The sequence below is a fragment of the Kribbella sp. NPDC050459 genome (assembly GCF_040655315.1).
Taxonomy (GTDB): Bacteria; Actinomycetota; Actinomycetes; order Propionibacteriales; family Kribbellaceae; genus Kribbella.
This window is the reverse complement of the sequence record NZ_JBFAJQ010000003.1, coordinates 749,221-764,691: the sequence shown is the minus strand read 5'-3', so window position 1 is coordinate 764,691 and position 15,471 is coordinate 749,221. Positions and strand designations below refer to the sequence as shown.

21 protein-coding genes are annotated in these 15,471 nt (G+C 69.5%); 13 read left to right on the top strand and 8 right to left on the bottom strand.

Annotation, left to right across the window (positions count from 1 at the left end):
- The first annotated feature begins 66 nt into the window (after window positions 1-66).
- The 3 genes from AB0I12_RS14870 to AB0I12_RS14860 are packed head-to-tail and all read left to right on the top strand — an operon-like array spanning window position 67 to window position 3,196.
- Window positions 67-1,353, top strand: a complete 1,287-nt coding sequence (locus AB0I12_RS14870; RefSeq protein ID WP_359929332.1) for a sugar ABC transporter substrate-binding protein — start codon at window positions 67-69, stop codon at window positions 1,351-1,353.
- Entirely contained in the window at window positions 1,350-2,312 is a 963-nt protein-coding gene (locus AB0I12_RS14865; protein WP_359929330.1) for a sugar ABC transporter permease, read from the top strand. The genes AB0I12_RS14870 and AB0I12_RS14865 overlap by 4 nt, the downstream gene beginning before the upstream one ends.
- On the top strand, window positions 2,312-3,196 hold the full coding sequence (locus tag AB0I12_RS14860) for a carbohydrate ABC transporter permease (RefSeq protein ID WP_359929328.1): 885 nt from the start codon (window positions 2,312-2,314) through the stop codon (window positions 3,194-3,196). The genes AB0I12_RS14865 and AB0I12_RS14860 overlap by 1 nt, the downstream gene beginning before the upstream one ends.
- A gap of 79 nt (window positions 3,197-3,275) precedes the next feature.
- Here the strand turns inward: AB0I12_RS14860 and AB0I12_RS14855 are convergent, their stop codons facing one another.
- A complete protein-coding gene (locus AB0I12_RS14855; protein WP_359929326.1) occupies window positions 3,276-3,635 on the bottom strand; it encodes a multidrug efflux SMR transporter in 360 nt (119 codons plus the stop codon).
- A gap of 12 nt (window positions 3,636-3,647) precedes the next feature.
- Window positions 3,648-3,962, bottom strand: a complete 315-nt coding sequence (locus tag AB0I12_RS14850) for a multidrug efflux SMR transporter (RefSeq protein ID WP_359929324.1) — start codon at window positions 3,960-3,962, stop codon at window positions 3,648-3,650.
- A gap of 74 nt (window positions 3,963-4,036) precedes the next feature.
- On the opposite strand from AB0I12_RS14850, the gene AB0I12_RS14845 reads away from it, so the two are divergent.
- Window positions 4,037-4,396: a MerR family transcriptional regulator gene (locus AB0I12_RS14845; protein WP_359929322.1), complete on the top strand. Its 360-nt coding sequence runs from the start codon at window positions 4,037-4,039 to the stop codon at window positions 4,394-4,396.
- On the opposite strand, the gene AB0I12_RS14840 is transcribed toward AB0I12_RS14845, so the two are convergent.
- Entirely contained in the window at window positions 4,393-5,019 is a 627-nt protein-coding gene (locus tag AB0I12_RS14840) for a class I SAM-dependent methyltransferase (RefSeq protein ID WP_359929320.1), read from the bottom strand. The two genes, AB0I12_RS14845 and AB0I12_RS14840, sit on opposite strands and share 4 nt — an antisense overlap.
- Window positions 5,020-5,028: 9 nt before the next feature.
- Window positions 5,029-5,652, bottom strand: coding sequence for a peptide deformylase (gene def / locus AB0I12_RS14835; RefSeq protein ID WP_359929318.1), 624 nt, complete (start codon window positions 5,650-5,652; stop codon window positions 5,029-5,031).
- 57 nt (window positions 5,653-5,709) lie between these two features.
- On the opposite strand from def, the gene AB0I12_RS14830 reads away from it, so the two are divergent.
- Window positions 5,710-6,183 (top strand): winged helix-turn-helix domain-containing protein, encoded by a 474-nt coding sequence (locus AB0I12_RS14830; protein ID WP_359929316.1) that lies wholly within the window; start codon window positions 5,710-5,712, stop codon window positions 6,181-6,183.
- Window positions 6,184-6,268: 85 nt separating this feature from the next.
- Here AB0I12_RS14830 and AB0I12_RS14825 read toward each other — a convergent pair whose 3' ends face one another.
- Window positions 6,269-6,658: a hypothetical protein gene (locus AB0I12_RS14825; protein WP_359929314.1), complete on the bottom strand. Its 390-nt coding sequence runs from the start codon at window positions 6,656-6,658 to the stop codon at window positions 6,269-6,271.
- A complete protein-coding gene (locus AB0I12_RS14820; protein ID WP_359929312.1) occupies window positions 6,655-7,134 on the bottom strand; it encodes a GNAT family N-acetyltransferase in 480 nt (159 codons plus the stop codon). The genes AB0I12_RS14825 and AB0I12_RS14820 overlap by 4 nt, the downstream gene beginning before the upstream one ends.
- A 56-nt stretch (window positions 7,135-7,190) precedes the next feature.
- Between AB0I12_RS14820 and AB0I12_RS14815 the strand changes: the two genes are divergently transcribed.
- Entirely contained in the window at window positions 7,191-8,138 is a 948-nt protein-coding gene (locus tag AB0I12_RS14815; RefSeq protein WP_359929310.1) for a crosslink repair DNA glycosylase YcaQ family protein, read from the top strand.
- On the opposite strand, the gene AB0I12_RS14810 is transcribed toward AB0I12_RS14815, so the two are convergent.
- Entirely contained in the window at window positions 8,127-8,978 is an 852-nt protein-coding gene (locus AB0I12_RS14810; RefSeq protein WP_359929308.1) for a nucleotidyltransferase domain-containing protein, read from the bottom strand. The genes AB0I12_RS14815 and AB0I12_RS14810 overlap by 12 nt on opposite strands.
- Before the next feature lie 49 nt (window positions 8,979-9,027).
- Between AB0I12_RS14810 and AB0I12_RS14805 the strand changes: the two genes are divergently transcribed.
- Window positions 9,028-9,405, top strand: a complete 378-nt coding sequence (locus AB0I12_RS14805) for a YchJ family metal-binding protein (protein WP_355690643.1) — start codon at window positions 9,028-9,030, stop codon at window positions 9,403-9,405.
- Window positions 9,406-9,408: 3 nt separating this feature from the next.
- On the opposite strand, the gene AB0I12_RS14800 is transcribed toward AB0I12_RS14805, so the two are convergent.
- Entirely contained in the window at window positions 9,409-9,939 is a 531-nt protein-coding gene (locus AB0I12_RS14800; protein ID WP_359929306.1) for a YbhB/YbcL family Raf kinase inhibitor-like protein, read from the bottom strand.
- Window positions 9,940-10,075: 136 nt separating this feature from the next.
- Here AB0I12_RS14800 and cobT point away from each other — a divergent pair, with 136 nt between their 5' ends.
- The 6 genes from cobT (at window position 10,076) to AB0I12_RS14770 (ending at window position 15,470) form a co-directional block, all read left to right on the top strand.
- Entirely contained in the window at window positions 10,076-11,110 is a 1,035-nt protein-coding gene (gene cobT, locus AB0I12_RS14795; protein ID WP_359929304.1) for a nicotinate-nucleotide--dimethylbenzimidazole phosphoribosyltransferase, read from the top strand.
- A complete protein-coding gene (gene cobA, locus AB0I12_RS14790; RefSeq protein ID WP_359929302.1) occupies window positions 11,107-12,351 on the top strand; it encodes a uroporphyrinogen-III C-methyltransferase in 1,245 nt (414 codons plus the stop codon). The genes cobT and cobA overlap by 4 nt, the downstream gene beginning before the upstream one ends.
- Complete coding sequence (locus AB0I12_RS14785; protein ID WP_359929300.1) at window positions 12,348-13,154, top strand: RNA methyltransferase; 807 nt, start codon at window positions 12,348-12,350, stop codon at window positions 13,152-13,154. Before cobA ends, AB0I12_RS14785 begins: the two co-directional genes overlap by 4 nt.
- Before the next feature lie 31 nt (window positions 13,155-13,185).
- On the top strand, window positions 13,186-13,986 hold the full coding sequence (locus tag AB0I12_RS14780) for a helix-turn-helix transcriptional regulator (protein WP_359929298.1): 801 nt from the start codon (window positions 13,186-13,188) through the stop codon (window positions 13,984-13,986).
- A gap of 71 nt (window positions 13,987-14,057) precedes the next feature.
- Complete coding sequence (locus AB0I12_RS14775) at window positions 14,058-14,900, top strand: MBL fold metallo-hydrolase (protein ID WP_359929296.1); 843 nt, start codon at window positions 14,058-14,060, stop codon at window positions 14,898-14,900.
- A 21-nt stretch (window positions 14,901-14,921) separates the two neighbouring features.
- Window positions 14,922-15,470, top strand: coding sequence for an adenylyl-sulfate kinase (locus tag AB0I12_RS14770; RefSeq protein ID WP_359929294.1), 549 nt, complete (start codon window positions 14,922-14,924; stop codon window positions 15,468-15,470).
- The last annotated feature ends 1 nt before the right edge of the window (window position 15,471 follow it).

The following is a 15,471-nucleotide window of genomic DNA, read 5'->3' as shown; positions in this document are numbered from 1 at the left end:
ACGTTAAGTAACTCGGAACCGCTGGCGTCGTACCCCTGCGACGTCGCTCTCGGGAAGGTGGAATTCATGCCTGCTCATGTTCCGAACGCCGGTCTGACCCGGCGGGATCTGCTCAAGCGGACCGGTGGCCTGGCCGCCCTCGCCGCACTGACCGCGGCCTGTGGCGGAAACACCGGCCGGCCGTCCTCCTCCGGCGGCGGAGACGGCGGCGCCAAGGTGAACCTGTCGCAGTGGTACCACCAGTACGGCGAGACCGGGACTCAGCAGGCGGCGCTCAAGTACGCCAAGGCCTACACCGACGCGAACGTCGCCGTGCAGTGGACGCCGGGCGACTACGCCGCCAAGCTGTCCTCCGGGCTGCTGTCCAGCAAGGGCCCGGACGTGTTCGAGAGCCAGTTCAACATCGGCATGGTGAAGAGCAACCAGGTCGTCGCGCTCGACGACATCATGGCCGACGTCAAGGACGACTTCCTGCCCGGCGACCTGGCCACGAACACCATCGACGGCAAGATCTACGGCATCCGGATGATCATCGACCCGCAGGTCATCTACTACCGCAAGTCGATGCTGGACAAGGCCGGAATCAAGCCGCCGGAGACCGTCGACGACCTGATCGCCGCGGCCAAGGAACTGACCACGAACAAGGTCAAGGGCATCTTCGTCGGCAACGACGGCGGCAACGCGATGGGCGGCCCGGCGCTGTGGTCGTCCGGCGGCAGCTACCTGACCGAGGACAACAAGCCCGGCTTCACCGACCCCCGCGCCGCGACGGCGTTCGGTAAGCTGCACGAGCTCTACGCGAGCAAGAGTGTCCTGCTCGGCGCGCCCACCGACTGGTGGGACCCGACCGCGATCAACCAGGGCCTGGTGGCCATGCAGTGGATCGGCATGTGGGCCGTGCCGGGTATGCAGAAGGCGCTCGGCGACGACCTGGGCGTGATCCCGTTCCCGAAGCTGGACGCCGAGGGCAAGCCGGCTGTGTACTCCGGCGGCTGGACCCAGTTCGTGTCCGCCAAGAGCGCCAACGTCGACGCCGCGAAGAAGTTCGTCAAGTGGCTGTGGCTCGACAAGTCGGAGTACCAGGAGGACTGGTCGCTCAACTACGGCTTCCACATCCCGCCGCGCAAGAGCCTGGCCGCCAAGGCGTCCAAGCTGCAGAGCGGCGTCGCGGCCGACACGGTCAAGCTCAACCAGGACTACGGGCACACCGACAACCCGGCCTGGACTCCGAAGATGGGTACGGCGTTCACCGACATGCTCACCAACGTGATCAAGAAGGGAGCCGACCCAGCTGCCGAGATCGCCAAAGCCGAGAAGACCGTCAACGCCGAGCTCCAGCGGTTGTTCGGATGAGCGCTCCGGCCAAGACGTCCGCGGATCCCGCTGTCACTGGTGAGCAGCGGGAGACGCGGAAGCGCCGACACAAGGGCATCGCCGGGAACACCCTGTGGTTCTGGGTGTTCGTCGGCCCGTTCGTGATCGGGCTGCTGATCTTCTCGTACCTGCCCATCCTGTGGAGCCTGGTCCTCAGCTTCTTCGAGGCGTACAACACCGCGACCCCGTCGAAGTTCGTCGGGCTGCGCAACTACGTCGACATGCTGACCGACCACAACTTCCTGTCCAGCCTGGGCACGTTCACGATCTTCGCCGTGTTCATCGTGCCGCTGACGTTCGCGCTCTCGCTGGCGCTGGCGTTGCTGGTCAACCAGGTGAAGATCGCGCGGGCGTTCTTCCGGTCGGTGTTCTTCCTGCCGACCGCGTGCTCGTACGTCGTCGCGTCGCTGATCTGGAAGCTGTCGATCTTCAACGGCGTCCGGTTCGGGCTCGCGAACACGGTGCTCGGCTGGTTCGGCATCGACAACATCGCCTGGCTGTCGACGGTCGACCCGCCCTGGTACTGGATCCCGCTGGTGACGGTGCGGCTGTGGCTGCAGCTCGGGTTCTACATGATCCTGTTCATCGCCGGCCTGCAGCGGATCTCACCGACGCTGTACGAGGCGGCGTACGTCGACGGGGCGAAGCCCGGGTGGCAGGTGTTCCGCTACATCACGCTGCCGCAGCTGCGGGCGACGTCGGTCGCCGTCCTGATCCTGAACCTGATCGCGGCGTACCAGGCGTTCGACGAGTTCTACAACCTGGTCGGCAACGTGAACTACGCGCGGCCGCCGCTGGTCTACTTGTACGGCATCTCGCTCGGGTCGATCCAGGACCTCGGGCACGGATCGGCCGGCGCGTTGATCCTGGCGGTGATCATCATGCTCGTGACGCTGCTGCAGAACCGGATCTTCGGCCTCGGAAAGGCGGGCGACTGATGGCTGTCTCCGAGCGTACGACGGGAACCCCGCAGCCGATCGGCTTCAGCCGGAGCACGATGGGCGTCGTCGGGATGGTGCTGCGCTGGATCGCGCTGTTCGTCGCGGTCGTGCTGTTCCTGATCCCGTTCTACCTGATCCTCCGCAACGCGCTGTCCACCGAACAGGACATCACCGCGCCCGACTGGACGTTGTTCCCCTCGCACCTGCAGTGGAGCAACATCAGCGAGCTGTTCAACGACACCACGGTGCCGATGGCGCGGGCGCTGTACAACTCCGCCGTCGTCGCGATCCTCGGCACCGGCGGACAGTTGCTGCTGGCCTCGATGGCCGGCTACGGGCTGGCGCGGATCCCGTACCGGCACGCGGACAAGGTCTTCTATGCGATCGTCGCCACGCTGATGATCCCGGGCGCGGTGACCTTCATCCCGTCCTTCATCGTGGTGTCCTCGCTCGGGTGGGTCTCGTCGCTGCGCGGCCTGATCATCCCGACACTGTTCAGCGGGTTCGCGGCGTTCCTTTTCCGGCAGTATTTCCTCGGATTTCCGCGCGAGCTCGAGGAAGCGGCCCGGGTCGACGGCGCCGGGTACTTCGGGGTGTTCTGGCGGATCGTCGTACCGAACTCACTGCCGTTCTTCGCGGCCATCGCGGCGATCACGTTCATCGGCAACTGGAACTCGTTCCTGTGGCCGCTGGTGATCGGCCAGGACTCCTCGTCGTGGACCATCCAGGTGGCGATGTCGACCTTCATCACCGCCCAGACCATCAACATCCACGAACTGTTCATGGCCGTCGCGGTTTCCATCCTTCCGCTGGTGCTGATCTTCGCCTTCCTCCAGCGCTACCTCATCCAGGGCGTCACCCAGTCCGGCATCAAGGACTGACCCAGACCGGCGGGGAGTCCACCAGGCTCCCCGCCGCCCACCTCCGCGGCCCGAATCGGACACCCCTTCGCGGCGGGGATCAGTTGGGTCGGGTTGGGCGATCGGCGAGTTTCAGCCAGATGACGCCGGTGATGATGACCGTCAGCCAGATCGCCTTCGACGGGGTGAGGGACTCTTCGAAGAAGAGCGGGCCGAGGAGGGCGGCGCCGGCGGCTCCGATGCCGGCCCAGACGGCGTAGCCGATGCTGACCTCGATGGTGCGGAGGGCTCGGCTGAGGGCCCAGAGGGTGAGCAGGAAGAAGACGACCGCGACGGCCGACCAGGACCAGACGGTGAAGCCATGGCTGCCTCCGACCGAGAGTGCGTAGCCGACCTCGAACGCGCCGGCGAGCAGCAACGTGAGCCACGCCGTACGGGATGAATTCTTTGCCTCAGTCATGAGGGTGCTCCTTCAGGTGGTGAGTTGCAGGCCGGCCACTCCGGCGATGACGAGTGCGATGCCGATGGCTTTGCGCCAGGTGAGGCGCTGGCCGAAGACCAGAGCGCCGAGCAGGGTGATGCCTACTCCGGCCAGGGACGTCCACAGCGCGTACCCGACGCCGACGTCGAAGGTGAGCAGCGCGCGGCTGAGGAAGTAGGTGCCGAGCCCGCCGGTGACGAGCGTCGCGGCGGTCCAGCCGCGGTGCGTGAAGCCCTGCGCCTTGCCGGCGGCGATCGCGACGGCGATCTCGAACACGACGGCGATCGCGAGGTAGAGCCAGTGCATGAGGTTCCTTCCGGAAAGGGTGCGTCCTCCCGAGGGTGAAACTTCACACTGGTGTCAGGTGCAACACTGGGATCATGCGGATCGGAGAACTCGCGGAGGCCGGCGGCGTGAGCACGCGCTCACTGCGGTACTACGAGGAGCAGGGCCTGATCCGCTCGACCCGTACACCGGGTGGCTGGCGGGACTTCGACGCCTCGATGATCGAGCGGGTCGTGATGATCCAGCACCTGTACGCGGCGGGCCTGAGCAGCGGCATCATCGGCGAACTGCTCCCGTGCCTGGACGCCCCACCCGAGGAGCGCGCCGGCCTGCTGGAGGAACTGCTCGCTCAGGAGGTCCGGCGACTCCAGTCCAAACGCCGCGAGATAGACCGCGAACTCGACGTCCTCGAAGCCCTCCGCCAGGAAACCACCACACCGATCACACCCCGCTAGGTCGGAGCCCCTCGCCGCGCCGCCCAGAAGAAGGTGTGCCCAGAGGCTCCTTCGGGGACGAAGGTCTCACTCTCGACGGTGAGGCCCGCGTCCGTGAGCCACTTGCGGTAGGTCTCGGTGTCGGTGTGGCTCCACCACATGGGCGCGCCGCCGTCGAGCCAGTTGTCGTCGGTGCCGGTCCAAGCCGTGTGGCCCGTCGTACAGACGAAGCAGCCGCCGGGGCGGAGCCAGGTCCCGATCCGTGCGAGGAGTTGCGGCTGCTCGTCGAGCGGCAGGTGGATCAGCGCATAGAGCGAGACGATGGCGTCGAACGACGCGGGCGGGAACTCGAGCGACATCGCGTCGGCGTTGACGAACTCGGCCTCCGGTACGAGTTGCCGGGCGCGGCTGATCTGCACTTCGCTGATGTCGACGCCGACGACGTGATGACCGGCGGCGCTGAGCGCGCGGGCCATCGGAACCCCGCTGCCGCAGCCAAGATCGAGCACCCGGCTGCCTGGGGCGAGTCGGGCGAGCAGCTCCTCGATCCAGCTGGCGTACTTCGAGTCGGCGCCAGTCACCTCGTCGTACCTGTGTGACAGCACGTCGTACCCGCGCCGCACAATCTTTTTCGGGTCCTCCACCCGACCAAGCTACTTCTCGAGCAGGGCTTGGCGGGTGGAGCGTTGGGCCAGGGTTGCAGAGCGGTTGGCGGCGGAGTCGGCCAGGGTTTGGGTGCGCGGGCCGGGGGAGAGGTGGTCGACGTAGACCGTGCCGGCGAGGTGCTGGGTCTCGTGGATCAGGCAGCGGGCGAAGTAGCCGGAGGACTCGATCGTGAACGGGCGGCCCTCGACGTCGTGCGCGTGCAGCGTCGCGCGGGCCGGGCGGTCGAGGGCGGCGTTGGCGCCGGGGACGGAGAGGCAGCCTTCGGTGCCGGACTGGGTGCCGACCAAGGCGGTCGCGGTTTCGATGCGCGGGTTGAACGCGTGCCCGACGTGGCGGTCGCCGTACTCGTCGGTGAGGTCGTAGACGAACAGTTGCGCGTCGACGTCGACCTGGTTCGCGGCGAGGCCGCATCCCTCGGCGATCCACATCGTCGTGAACATGTCGTCGATCAGCCCGCTCCACCGCGCGGCGCCGTACTCGGTCACCGGCCGGCACGGGCGATGCAGGATCTCTTCGCCGTACTCCGTGACACGCAGCGGAGCGCCTCGCCGTACCTCGTCGGTCAGCTCGGGCAGGCGACGGCTCGGGCGGCCCAGGATGTACGTCGGCATGCAAAGACCGTACTCTGCAAAGTTCTAGCTTTGCAAAGCCAGGGCTAGGATGCCGCCATGGAGCCCAGTACGCCGAACCGCCGTGCCGTCGTCCGCGCGCATCCGCTGCGGGAGGCGCTGCTGGCGCTGATCGACCGGGACGGTACGACGACCTCGACGATCGCCGCGCGCGAACTGGGGGAGAGCACCGGGTCGTGCTCGTTCCACCTGCGCCGGCTGGAGGCCCTCGGGGTGATCGAGCCGGAGCCGGGCGCGGCGGGCCGGGTGAAGCCGTGGCGCCGGGTGCGCACCGAGCAGGCGGCGCTGAACCGCGAGCTCGAGGACACCGCGTACGCGAGCTGGCTGGCCGCGAAGACCTCCGACGACGAGGACTTCGCGTTCAGCGCGGTCGTCACCCTGGCGGACGGCGAACTCGCCGAACTCCGCGCCCGCCTGCACCGCGTCCTCCGCGACTTCACCACCGCCGAACCCACCACCGGATCCCCGACCGCGGTCATCATCCGCGCCTTCCCACTCCACGAGGGGCCCTAACGACAGGACGTATACCTGTAGTAGACCCACCGGCCACGCTCAAACAGCGCGGCACGGGGCGCCGAACCAGCCACACCTCCTGTCGTTAGGGCCGAACCGGTCCCGAGATCGTCAGCCGGTGGCCCTCGGACAGGACGAGGGTGAAGGTGCGGCGGTACCACGGTGTGTCCTCGGGCGGCGTGGAATCGACAAGGCCCGCGGCCCGGGCGGCGTCGTGGATCGGATCGACCAGCACGCCGACGTCGAGGGTCACTGTGGCGGGGGCGACATCGCCGCTCGCACGCCGTAGTTCCATGCCGCCCTGACCGTTCCACTCGGTGAATCCGAGCTGCACGAAATCATCGAGCTCGAACCGGACGTGCAATCCGAGCAGCTCGCACAGAAGCCGAGCCGTGCCAGGAACGTCGTTCACGAACAGCACCGGTGACATGCCGAACGTCACCGGATCCGTCGGCTCGGCGGCGTGCGCCATCACGACCGACTGCGCGATCTCGCCGTAGTACGTGCGCGGCAGCCGGCCGACGAGGTCCAGGCCCGCGTGCCGCGCGACGGCGATCGACCGTACGTTGCGTGAGTCGATCCACGCCTCGACGCCGATGATCGACGCTGCAGTAGATGGTCGACCACGGCCCGCGCCGCCTCGCTCATCAGGCCCGCGCCCCAGCGCTCGCGTCGCAGGTACCAGCTCATGCCCCGGATCGAGCTGCCCTGATCCGAGAACACCCCGATCACGCCGGCCGCGTCGTCCGCCGGGCGCACCCGCAGTACCCACGTCCACCCGCCGTTGTCCCCGAACTCTCCCGCGAGCCGCTCTCGCGATTCGTCCATCGACGCGGTCGGCGTCATGTACCCACCGCGCGCCCAGGCTGGATCCGAGAACATCGCGTGCAACGCGCCGAGGTCACGCTCGACGTCGAGCGCCACCAGGTCGAGTCGGGCCGTCTTCAGCATGGCGCTCCCGAGAAGTAGGTCATCAGCTGGCGTGTTTTGTGTCTACGGTCAGGGCTATGCGGATTGTGACGCGCGAGCAGGCCATCGCGTACCGGCTGCACGTCAATCACCTCGTCGATCGGTTGCCGGCCGAGTCCCACGCGGAGGCGGCGTACGTCGGCCTGCAGGACACCGCGCCGCGGGACGCGTTGCTCGGACTGTACGCACGGATGGCGGGATGTGTGCCGACGGATTGGGAGCACCCGTCGCTGATCCAGACGTACAGCCCGCGCGCGGCGGTGTATGTGCTGCCCGCGCGGGACTTCGGCGTCTTCACGCTCGGGCGACTCCCGCTGGATTCGCGACGGATCGACCGACTCGCCGAACAGGTGTGCCGGACGTTAGGCGGGCAGGAGCGGCGCGGCGCCGGCATCGAAGGATTGCGTGAGGCGTGTGCGAGCGGACGGATCGCGGTCCGCTGGGACACGTCGTCGCTCTGGGCCCGGGAGGTCCCACGACCGGAGATCGACGTCGCCGAGGCACGGCGGGAGCTGTGCCGCCGGCACGTTCGGTACTTCGGCCCCACCTCGGCGAAGGCCTTCGCGTGGTGGTCCGGCCTGCCACCGGCCGACGCGCGGACGGTGTGGGACCAACTGGCCGACGAACTGCTCGAGATCGACTTCGACGGCGTACCGGGCTGGGTGTTGCGGGCGGACGCGGACCGCGTGTGGTCGGCCGAGGCGCCGCGCGGCGTACGGCTGCTGGTGGTGCCCGAGCTGAGACTGTTCGGCCGGGATCGTGACGGCAGGTTCATCGCGCCCGGTCTGCGGGTGCTGACAAGCGCCGCCGATTCCTTCCACCCGAACGGTTTGCTCGTGGACGGGCGGATTGTCGGTGCGTGGGGCCGGAAGGGCGGCCGTGTCGACGTGGTGCTGACGGAGGAGCTCAGCAGGTCGCAGTACGGCGACTTGTGTGCGGAGGTGGAGGGCCTGCCGCTGCCGGATCTGCGGCTCTCAGTCCGCTGAGTCGAGGGGCTTGCGGGCGGTGCGGAACGTGGCGCGGAGGCGGTTGACGTCGACCTCGGGGAGGTGGTGTTCGACGAGGTCGTACGTCTCCTCGACGAGGTCGTGGAGGGTCTGGGCGCCGGTCGGGGCGGGCGAGGTGAAGACCGCGCGGACGCGGGCGGCGAGTGACGGTGGGGCCAGGGGGAGGTCGCGTTCCATGGTGTCGAGGCGTTTGAAGGCGAGGATGTGACCGCAGTACCGGCCGTTGAGGGCGTGCAGCACGGTCAGGAACTGGCCCGTGATGCGGACGAACTCGCGGGAGATCAGCAGCGGGTTCTCGCGTTCGATCAGCATCTGCAGGCGCCAAAACTTCTCGATGTTGCCGTCGTGTCGTACGACGGAGATCGCGAGGTCGCGCGGGTACGTCGCCACGCGTTCCTGCCACCGGGCCACGAGTTCGGGGCGGCGGCCGGTCACGTCGGTGCTGTCGACGAAGCCCTGCGCCAGCTGCAGGGTCGCGCCGTCGGGCCGGCCGGCCAGCAGGTCGTTCAAGGCGTTGTCGACCGACTCCGACAGGGTGTGCGCGACCTCGAGCATCAGGCCGTCGAGGTGCACCTGGTCGTCCCACGGAGGCGGCCCGTCGACGTTGAGCAGCCGGACCTCAGCCGGTACCGCTCGACGTTGGGCCGCCGTGGGCGGGCGTTCCCAGAACACCCCGACCTCGACGTCCGACCAGCGATCCGCGTCACCGCGGGCGGTCGACCCGCCCAGCATCACCGCGTCGACGCCGTCCAGAGCGGCGTACCAGTCGAGGAGCGGCCGCACCACCTGCCGTCGCCAGCGTGCCGCGTCGGTCACCATCCCCGCAGTGAATCACGCTGACGGTTGACCGATCGGCAACAATCGGCACATGCCCGTTCCCACCTGCCCCTGCGGACAAGACCTGCCGTACGCCGCCTGCTGCGGCCGCCTCCATCGCGGCGAGGCGACGGCGCGCACCGCGGAGGAGCTGATGCGGTCCAGGTACGCCGCCTTCGTGATGCACGACGCGGCGTACCTGCGCAAGACCTGGTCCCTCACCACCCGCCCGGCCCGCATCGACTTCACCCCCGGCCAGAAGTGGACCGGCCTGGAGATCGTGAACGCAACCGGCGGCAGCCCCTTCCACACCGAAGGCACCGTCCAGTTCCGCGCCCACTACACCAGAAACGGCCACCCCGGCACCCAACAGGAAAACAGCACCTTCACCCGCGAAGCCGGCGAATGGGTGTACGTCGCGGCGCTCTGAGCGCTACGCCGGGATCTGGTACGTCGGGGTGAGGGTGGCTCGGGCGAGGGTGTGGAAGGCGAGGTTGAAGGCGACGACGGCGGGGGTGGCGTCCGGGTCTACGTCGAGGGCTTCTACGTCGATGGCGTGGACGACGAAGTAGTAGCGGTGGATCTGGTCGCCGGGCGGCGGGGCCGCGCCGCCGAAGTTCTTGGTGCCGAAGTCGTTGCGGACGTGGAAGGCGCCGTTGTCGAGGCGTTCGGTGGTGCCGGCGCCGGTGGGCAGTTCGGTGACGGTGACCGGGAGGTTGACCAGGGTCCAGTGCCAGAAGCCGGACACGATCGGGGCGTCAGGGTCGAAGCAGGACACCACGAACGCCTTGGTCTCCGCCGGGAACCCGGACCAGCTGAGCTGCGGCGACGTGTTCCCACCTGCGAACGCCTGGTCGTCGGACAGCAGCTTGCCGTCGGCGACGTCGGTGCTGGTGACGGTGAACGACCCGACCTCCGGCAGGAGTTTGTACGGGTCCGGTGCGACGGGGCGATCAAGCGACATCTGTAAACCCTCCGGCAGCTCGCGATGTGTGGTGATTCCGACACTACTGTCCACATCCTGCCGGTCCGTCCCGGGGCACACACTCGGAGATGCGAAGATCGGGACCGGCGCACCCGCCGAACGGATGGAGGACCTGGTGGACGAGTACCTGGAGCGGATCGCTCCGGCTGATCAGGCGGCGATGCGCGCGGCCGCGGAGCGGCACGCGCGGCTGACCAAACCGGCCGGCTCCCTCGGCGTCCTCGAGGACCTGTCCGTGAAGGTCGCCGGCATGACCGCTACGTACGCCGTGCCGGCCCCGGCCGTCGTCACGGTGTTCGCCGCCGACCACGGCGTCCATGCGCAGAACGTCTCCCCGTGGCCACAGGAAGTGACCGCCGCGATGCTGGCGAACTTCGCCGGCGGCGGCGCCGCGGTGAACGCGTTCGCCAAGAACAACGGCGTCGACGTCCGCGTCGTCGACGTCGGCGTCGCCACGCCGGTCGAGCAGCTCGACATCGTGCACGCGAAGGTCCGCCCCGGCACCCGCGACCTTGCGCAGACGGACGCGCTGACCGAGGACGAGGCGCGCGCGGCGATCGCCGTCGGCTTCGATCTGGCCGACCAGCTGGTCCGGGAGGGGTACCGCTGCCTGCTGACCGGTGACATGGGCATCGCCAACACCACCGCGTCCGCCGCGCTGATCGCGACCTTCACCGGCGCGACCGCCGACGCCGTCACCGGCCGCGGGACAGGGATCGACGACGCGGCCCTCGCGCACAAGACGGCCGTCGTCCGGGACGCGCTCGCGCTGCACGCCGTACCGTCGACCGAGCCGCTCAAGGCGCTGCAGGCGTACGGCGGCCTGGAGCACGCCGCCCTCGCCGGATACATCCTCGGCGCGGCGGCGAACCGCACACCGGTCATCCTCGACGGCGTGATCGCGGGCGCGGCCGCGCTCGTCGCCCAGGCGTTCCACCCGGCAGTGATCGACTACTGCGTCGCCGGACACCGGTCGGCCGAGCCCGGTCACGCGGTCGCGCTCAAGCAGCTCGGGCTGCAGCCGCTGGTCGACCTGGACCTGCGGCTCGGCGAGGGGACCGGCGCCGTGCTCGCGTACCCGATCCTGACCTGCGCCGTGCGGGCGCTCGCCGAGATGGCCACGTTCGAGGACGCGGGGATCACTTCGTGACGAACCAGTACCTGTCCGGCCTCGTCCTCGAAGGGCGGCGCGTGGTCGTCGTCGGCGGTGGCGGTGTCGCTCAGCGACGGCTGCCGCGGCTGCTCGAGGCGGGCGCGCGGATCGACCTCGTGTCACCGTCGATCACGCCGACGATCGAGGGGCTGCTCGGCAACCCCGCGCTGACCTGGATCGAGCGCGGGTACGCCGCTGGGGACCTGGACGGGGCGTGGTATGTCGTGGTCGCGACCGACGACGCCTCGGTCAACGACCAGGTGTCCGCGGAGGCGGAGGAGCGGCGGATCTTCTGCGTGCGGTCCGACGACCGGTCCCGCGCGACGGCGTGGACCCCCGCGTCCGGGCAGCACGACAACGTGACGATCGGTGTCCTGGGCGGCGGCGATCACCGCCGGTCGGCCGCCGTACGGGACGCGATTCTCGAAGGTCTGCGGGTCGGTGAGCTGGCGGCGCGGGACGTGGACCGGCGGCCGGGGGTGTACCTCGTCGGCGGGGGGCCTGGCGACCCGGACCTGATCACGGTGCGCGGACGGCGGTTGCTGGCGGAAGCGGACGTGGTGGTCGCGGACCGGTTGGCGCCGCAGCAGTTGCTGGACGAGCTGCACCCGGACGTCGAGCTGTTCGACGCGGCGAAGTTGCCGCGCGGGCGGGCCGCGCAGCAGGAGGAGATCAACCGGATCCTGGTCGATCGCGGGCTGCAGGGCAAGGTCGTCGTCCGGCTGAAGGGCGGGGACCCGTACGTCTTCGGGCGCGGCTTCGAGGAGGCGCTCGCCTGCGCGGCGGCCGGGGTGCCATGGACCGTGGTGCCGGGGATCACGAGCTCGATCTCGGTGCCGGCGGTGTCGGGGATCCCGGTCACGCACCGCGGCGTGACGCACGAGTTCACGGTCGTGTCGGGGCACATCCCGCCGTCGCACCCGGACTCGCTGGTGAACTGGGACGCGCTCGCCCACCTGCACGGGACGCTCGTCCTGCTGATGGCGGTCGAGAACCTGCCCGCCATCGCCGAACGGCTGATCGCCGCAGGCAAGCCGGCTGACACGCCGGCGGCGGCGATTGCCGACGGCACTCTTCCGGGCCAGCGGATGGTCACGTCCGACCTGGCCGGTATCGCCCAGACGATGGCGGACGACGGCGTCGGCGCCCCCGCAATCGTTGTCATCGGCAACGTGGTCGACGTCGCGGCGCAGGGCCGGACCGAGCCGGCGACCGGCGGGACGGTGGGGCAGGCGTGACGCTCGTCCCGGTCGAGGATGCCGGTGATGCGCGGCTGGCGGACTATGTCCGGTTGCGGGAGGTCAGTCTGCGGCGGTTGCTCGAGGAAGAGCACGGGTTGTTCATCGCCGAGGGGGACAAGGTGATCCGGCGGGCGGCCGACGCCGGGTACGAGCCGCGGTCGTTCCTGCTTGCGCCGCGCTGGCTGGACTCGCTGCAGGACGTGCTCGGGCAGTGGCCGGACAAGCCGGTGTACGTCGTCTCGGAGGAGCTGGCCGAGCAGGTCACCGGGTTCCACGTGCACCGCGGCGCGCTGGCGTCGTACAAGCGGCGGGCCGCCGTACCGCTCACCCAGTTGCTGACCGACGACGTGCGCCGGATCGCGATCTTCGACGACATCGTTGACCACACCAACGTCGGCGCCGGGTTCCGCGCCGCCGCGGCGCTCGGCGTCGGCCTCGTGCTGGTGACCCCGACCTGCGCCGACCCGCTGTACCGGCGCTCGATCAAGGTGTCGATGGGGACCGTCTTCCAGGTCCCGTGGACCCGGCTGCAGAGCTGGCCGGGCGACCTGCGGCAGCTGCAGGACAACGGGTACGTCGCGGCGGCGATGGCGCTCACCGACGACTCGATCACGCTCGACGAGCTCGCCGACCGCAAGGACGACAAGCTCGCGCTGATCTTCGGCACCGAGGGCCACGGCCTCAAACCGAACGTGCTGCGCCAGGCCGACCTGACGGTCCGGATCCCGATGGCCGGCGGCGTCGACTCCCTCAACGTCGCCTCCTCTGCCGCAGTGGCGTTCTACGCCACTCGCTGCTGAGGAGCCTCAGGCAGCGCGTACGCTGACCGCCATGAAGGCGGTCGGTGAGCTCGGGGCATTCCTCCGTGCCGAGCGGGCCCGGGTCGAGCCGTCGGCCGTCGGCCTGCCTGCCGGCGGGGATCGGCGCGTCGCCGGGTTGCGGCGCGAGGAGGTCGCCGTACTGGCGGTGGTCAGCGCCGACTACTACACGCGGCTCGAGCAGGGACGTGAGCGCAACCCGTCCGCGCAGGTGCTCAACGGGATCGCCCACGCGCTGCGGCTCGACCCGGATGCGCGCGCCCACCTGTTCCGGCTCGCCGGGATGGCGCCGACCCCGGCCCTCGGCGCCGCGCGGGACCAGGTTCACCCGGCGCTGCTGCAGTTGCTGGACAACTTCCCGCGCGCGGCGGCCTACGTGCTGGGTCCGGCGTACGACATCCTCGCGACGAACGCGGTCGCGCACGGTCTGCTGGCCCCGTTCGGGATGACGAACATGCTGCGGATGATGTTCGAGCATCCCGAGGCGCGGGAGATCTTCGGCGACTGGGAGACGGTCGTACGGCGGGCCGTGTACGCCGTGCGGTTCAACGCGGCGACGTATCCGGACGACCCGCAGATCAAGGCTCTGGTGGCGGACCTGCTCCCGCGATCGCCCGAGTTCCGCGCCCTGTGGGAGGACCGGACGGCGCGCGGATTCAGCCGCGCGTACAAGATCTTCCACCACCCGGAGGCCGGACGGATCGAGCTCACCTACCAGACCTTCGACGTCCGCGCCGCGCCGGGACAGCAGTTGCTCGTCGGTACGGCGGAGCCGGGCAGCGGGAGTGCGGAGGCACTGGCCCGGCTGGGCTGAGCTGCCTGGGTGCGGCGCACCCAGGAAGAGGCGACCTTCCCGGGGGCGGGAGTCCGATCGACGCTGTCGGTATGACAACCCTGAAGTACTCGACGTACGTCGCACCGTCCAAGCCGGCCGTCTCCGACGATCTGCCGCCGGGGGAGGTGCAGCGGATGTGGTCGCCGACCGCGGCCACGCTGATCTCCGGCGACCACGACGCCGTCCTGGTCGACCCGTTGATGACACAGGCCGAAGGCGAGGACCTGGCCGGCTGGATCGCCGCCACCGGGAAGAACCTCACCGCGATCTTCGTGACGCACAGCCACGGCGACCACTTCTTCGGCGCCGCGCCGGTCCTCGACCGCTTCCCGGAGGCCCGGCTCGTCGCGCTGCCGTCCGTCGTCGAGGGGATGCGCAAGCAGCTCACCCCACAGTGGCTGGACGGATTCTGGCGGGTGCGGTTCCCGGGCCAGCTGCCCGAGCGCCTGGTCGTCGCCGAGCCTTTGGACGGTGCCTTCACGCTGGAAGGCGAGGAGCTGACAGCGGTGGATCTCGGTCACACCGACACCGACGGTAGTTCGGCGTTGTACGTCCCGTCGATCGGGCTGGTCGTCGCGGGCGACGCCGTGTACGACGAAGTGCACCTCTACCTGGCGGAATCAGCTGCCGGCGGCCTCGACCACTGGCTGACCGCGCTCGACAAGCTCGAGGCCCTGGACCCGGTCGCCGTTGTCTCCGGGCACCGCCAGGCCGACGCGTCCGACGATCCGCGGTACATCGACGAGACCCGCCGGTACCTCAACACCTTCGCGCGCGCCGCGGCCGGGACCAGCACGGCGCTCGACCTCTACAACGCCGTACTCGAGAGCTACCCCGACCGGCTGAACCGCGGTGTGCTCTGGAACTCCGCGCGTGCTCTCAAAAGCAGTTGACCATGGTGATGACATAGTCCCGTGCCGAAAGTAGTGCTGATCACCGGGATGCAGGCCGCCGGGAAGTCGACGATCGCCCCGTTGCTGGCGGCGCGGATGGGGCCGCCGGCGGCGACGCTCGACGGCGATGTGTTCTACCGCGGCGTGGTCGCCGGGGCCGAGGTCATGACGCCGGAGCCGTCGGCCGAAGCGCTACGCCAGCTCCGGCTGCGGTACGACGCGAGCGCGCTGGTGGCGCAGCACTACGCGGACAACGGCTTCGACTTCGTGTGCAGCGACATCATCTTCGGCGAGGACGTCGAGCGCTGGTTCGCCCGGCTGCGCGACGTCGAGAAGTACCTCGTCGTGCTCGTCCCGACGGTCGAGTCGATCGTGCAGCGCGAGATCGGCCGCGGCGGCGCCAACTCGTACCGCGACTGGCAGGAACCGGGCGGCACGCTGGAGGACGCCGTACGGGCGCTCCAGACCGACCTCGACGAGACGCCGCGCCGGGGCCTGTGGCTGGACACCACCGGCCAGACGGCGGCCGAGAGCGTCGACGCGATCGACCTGGAGAAGGCTCGCTGGTAGC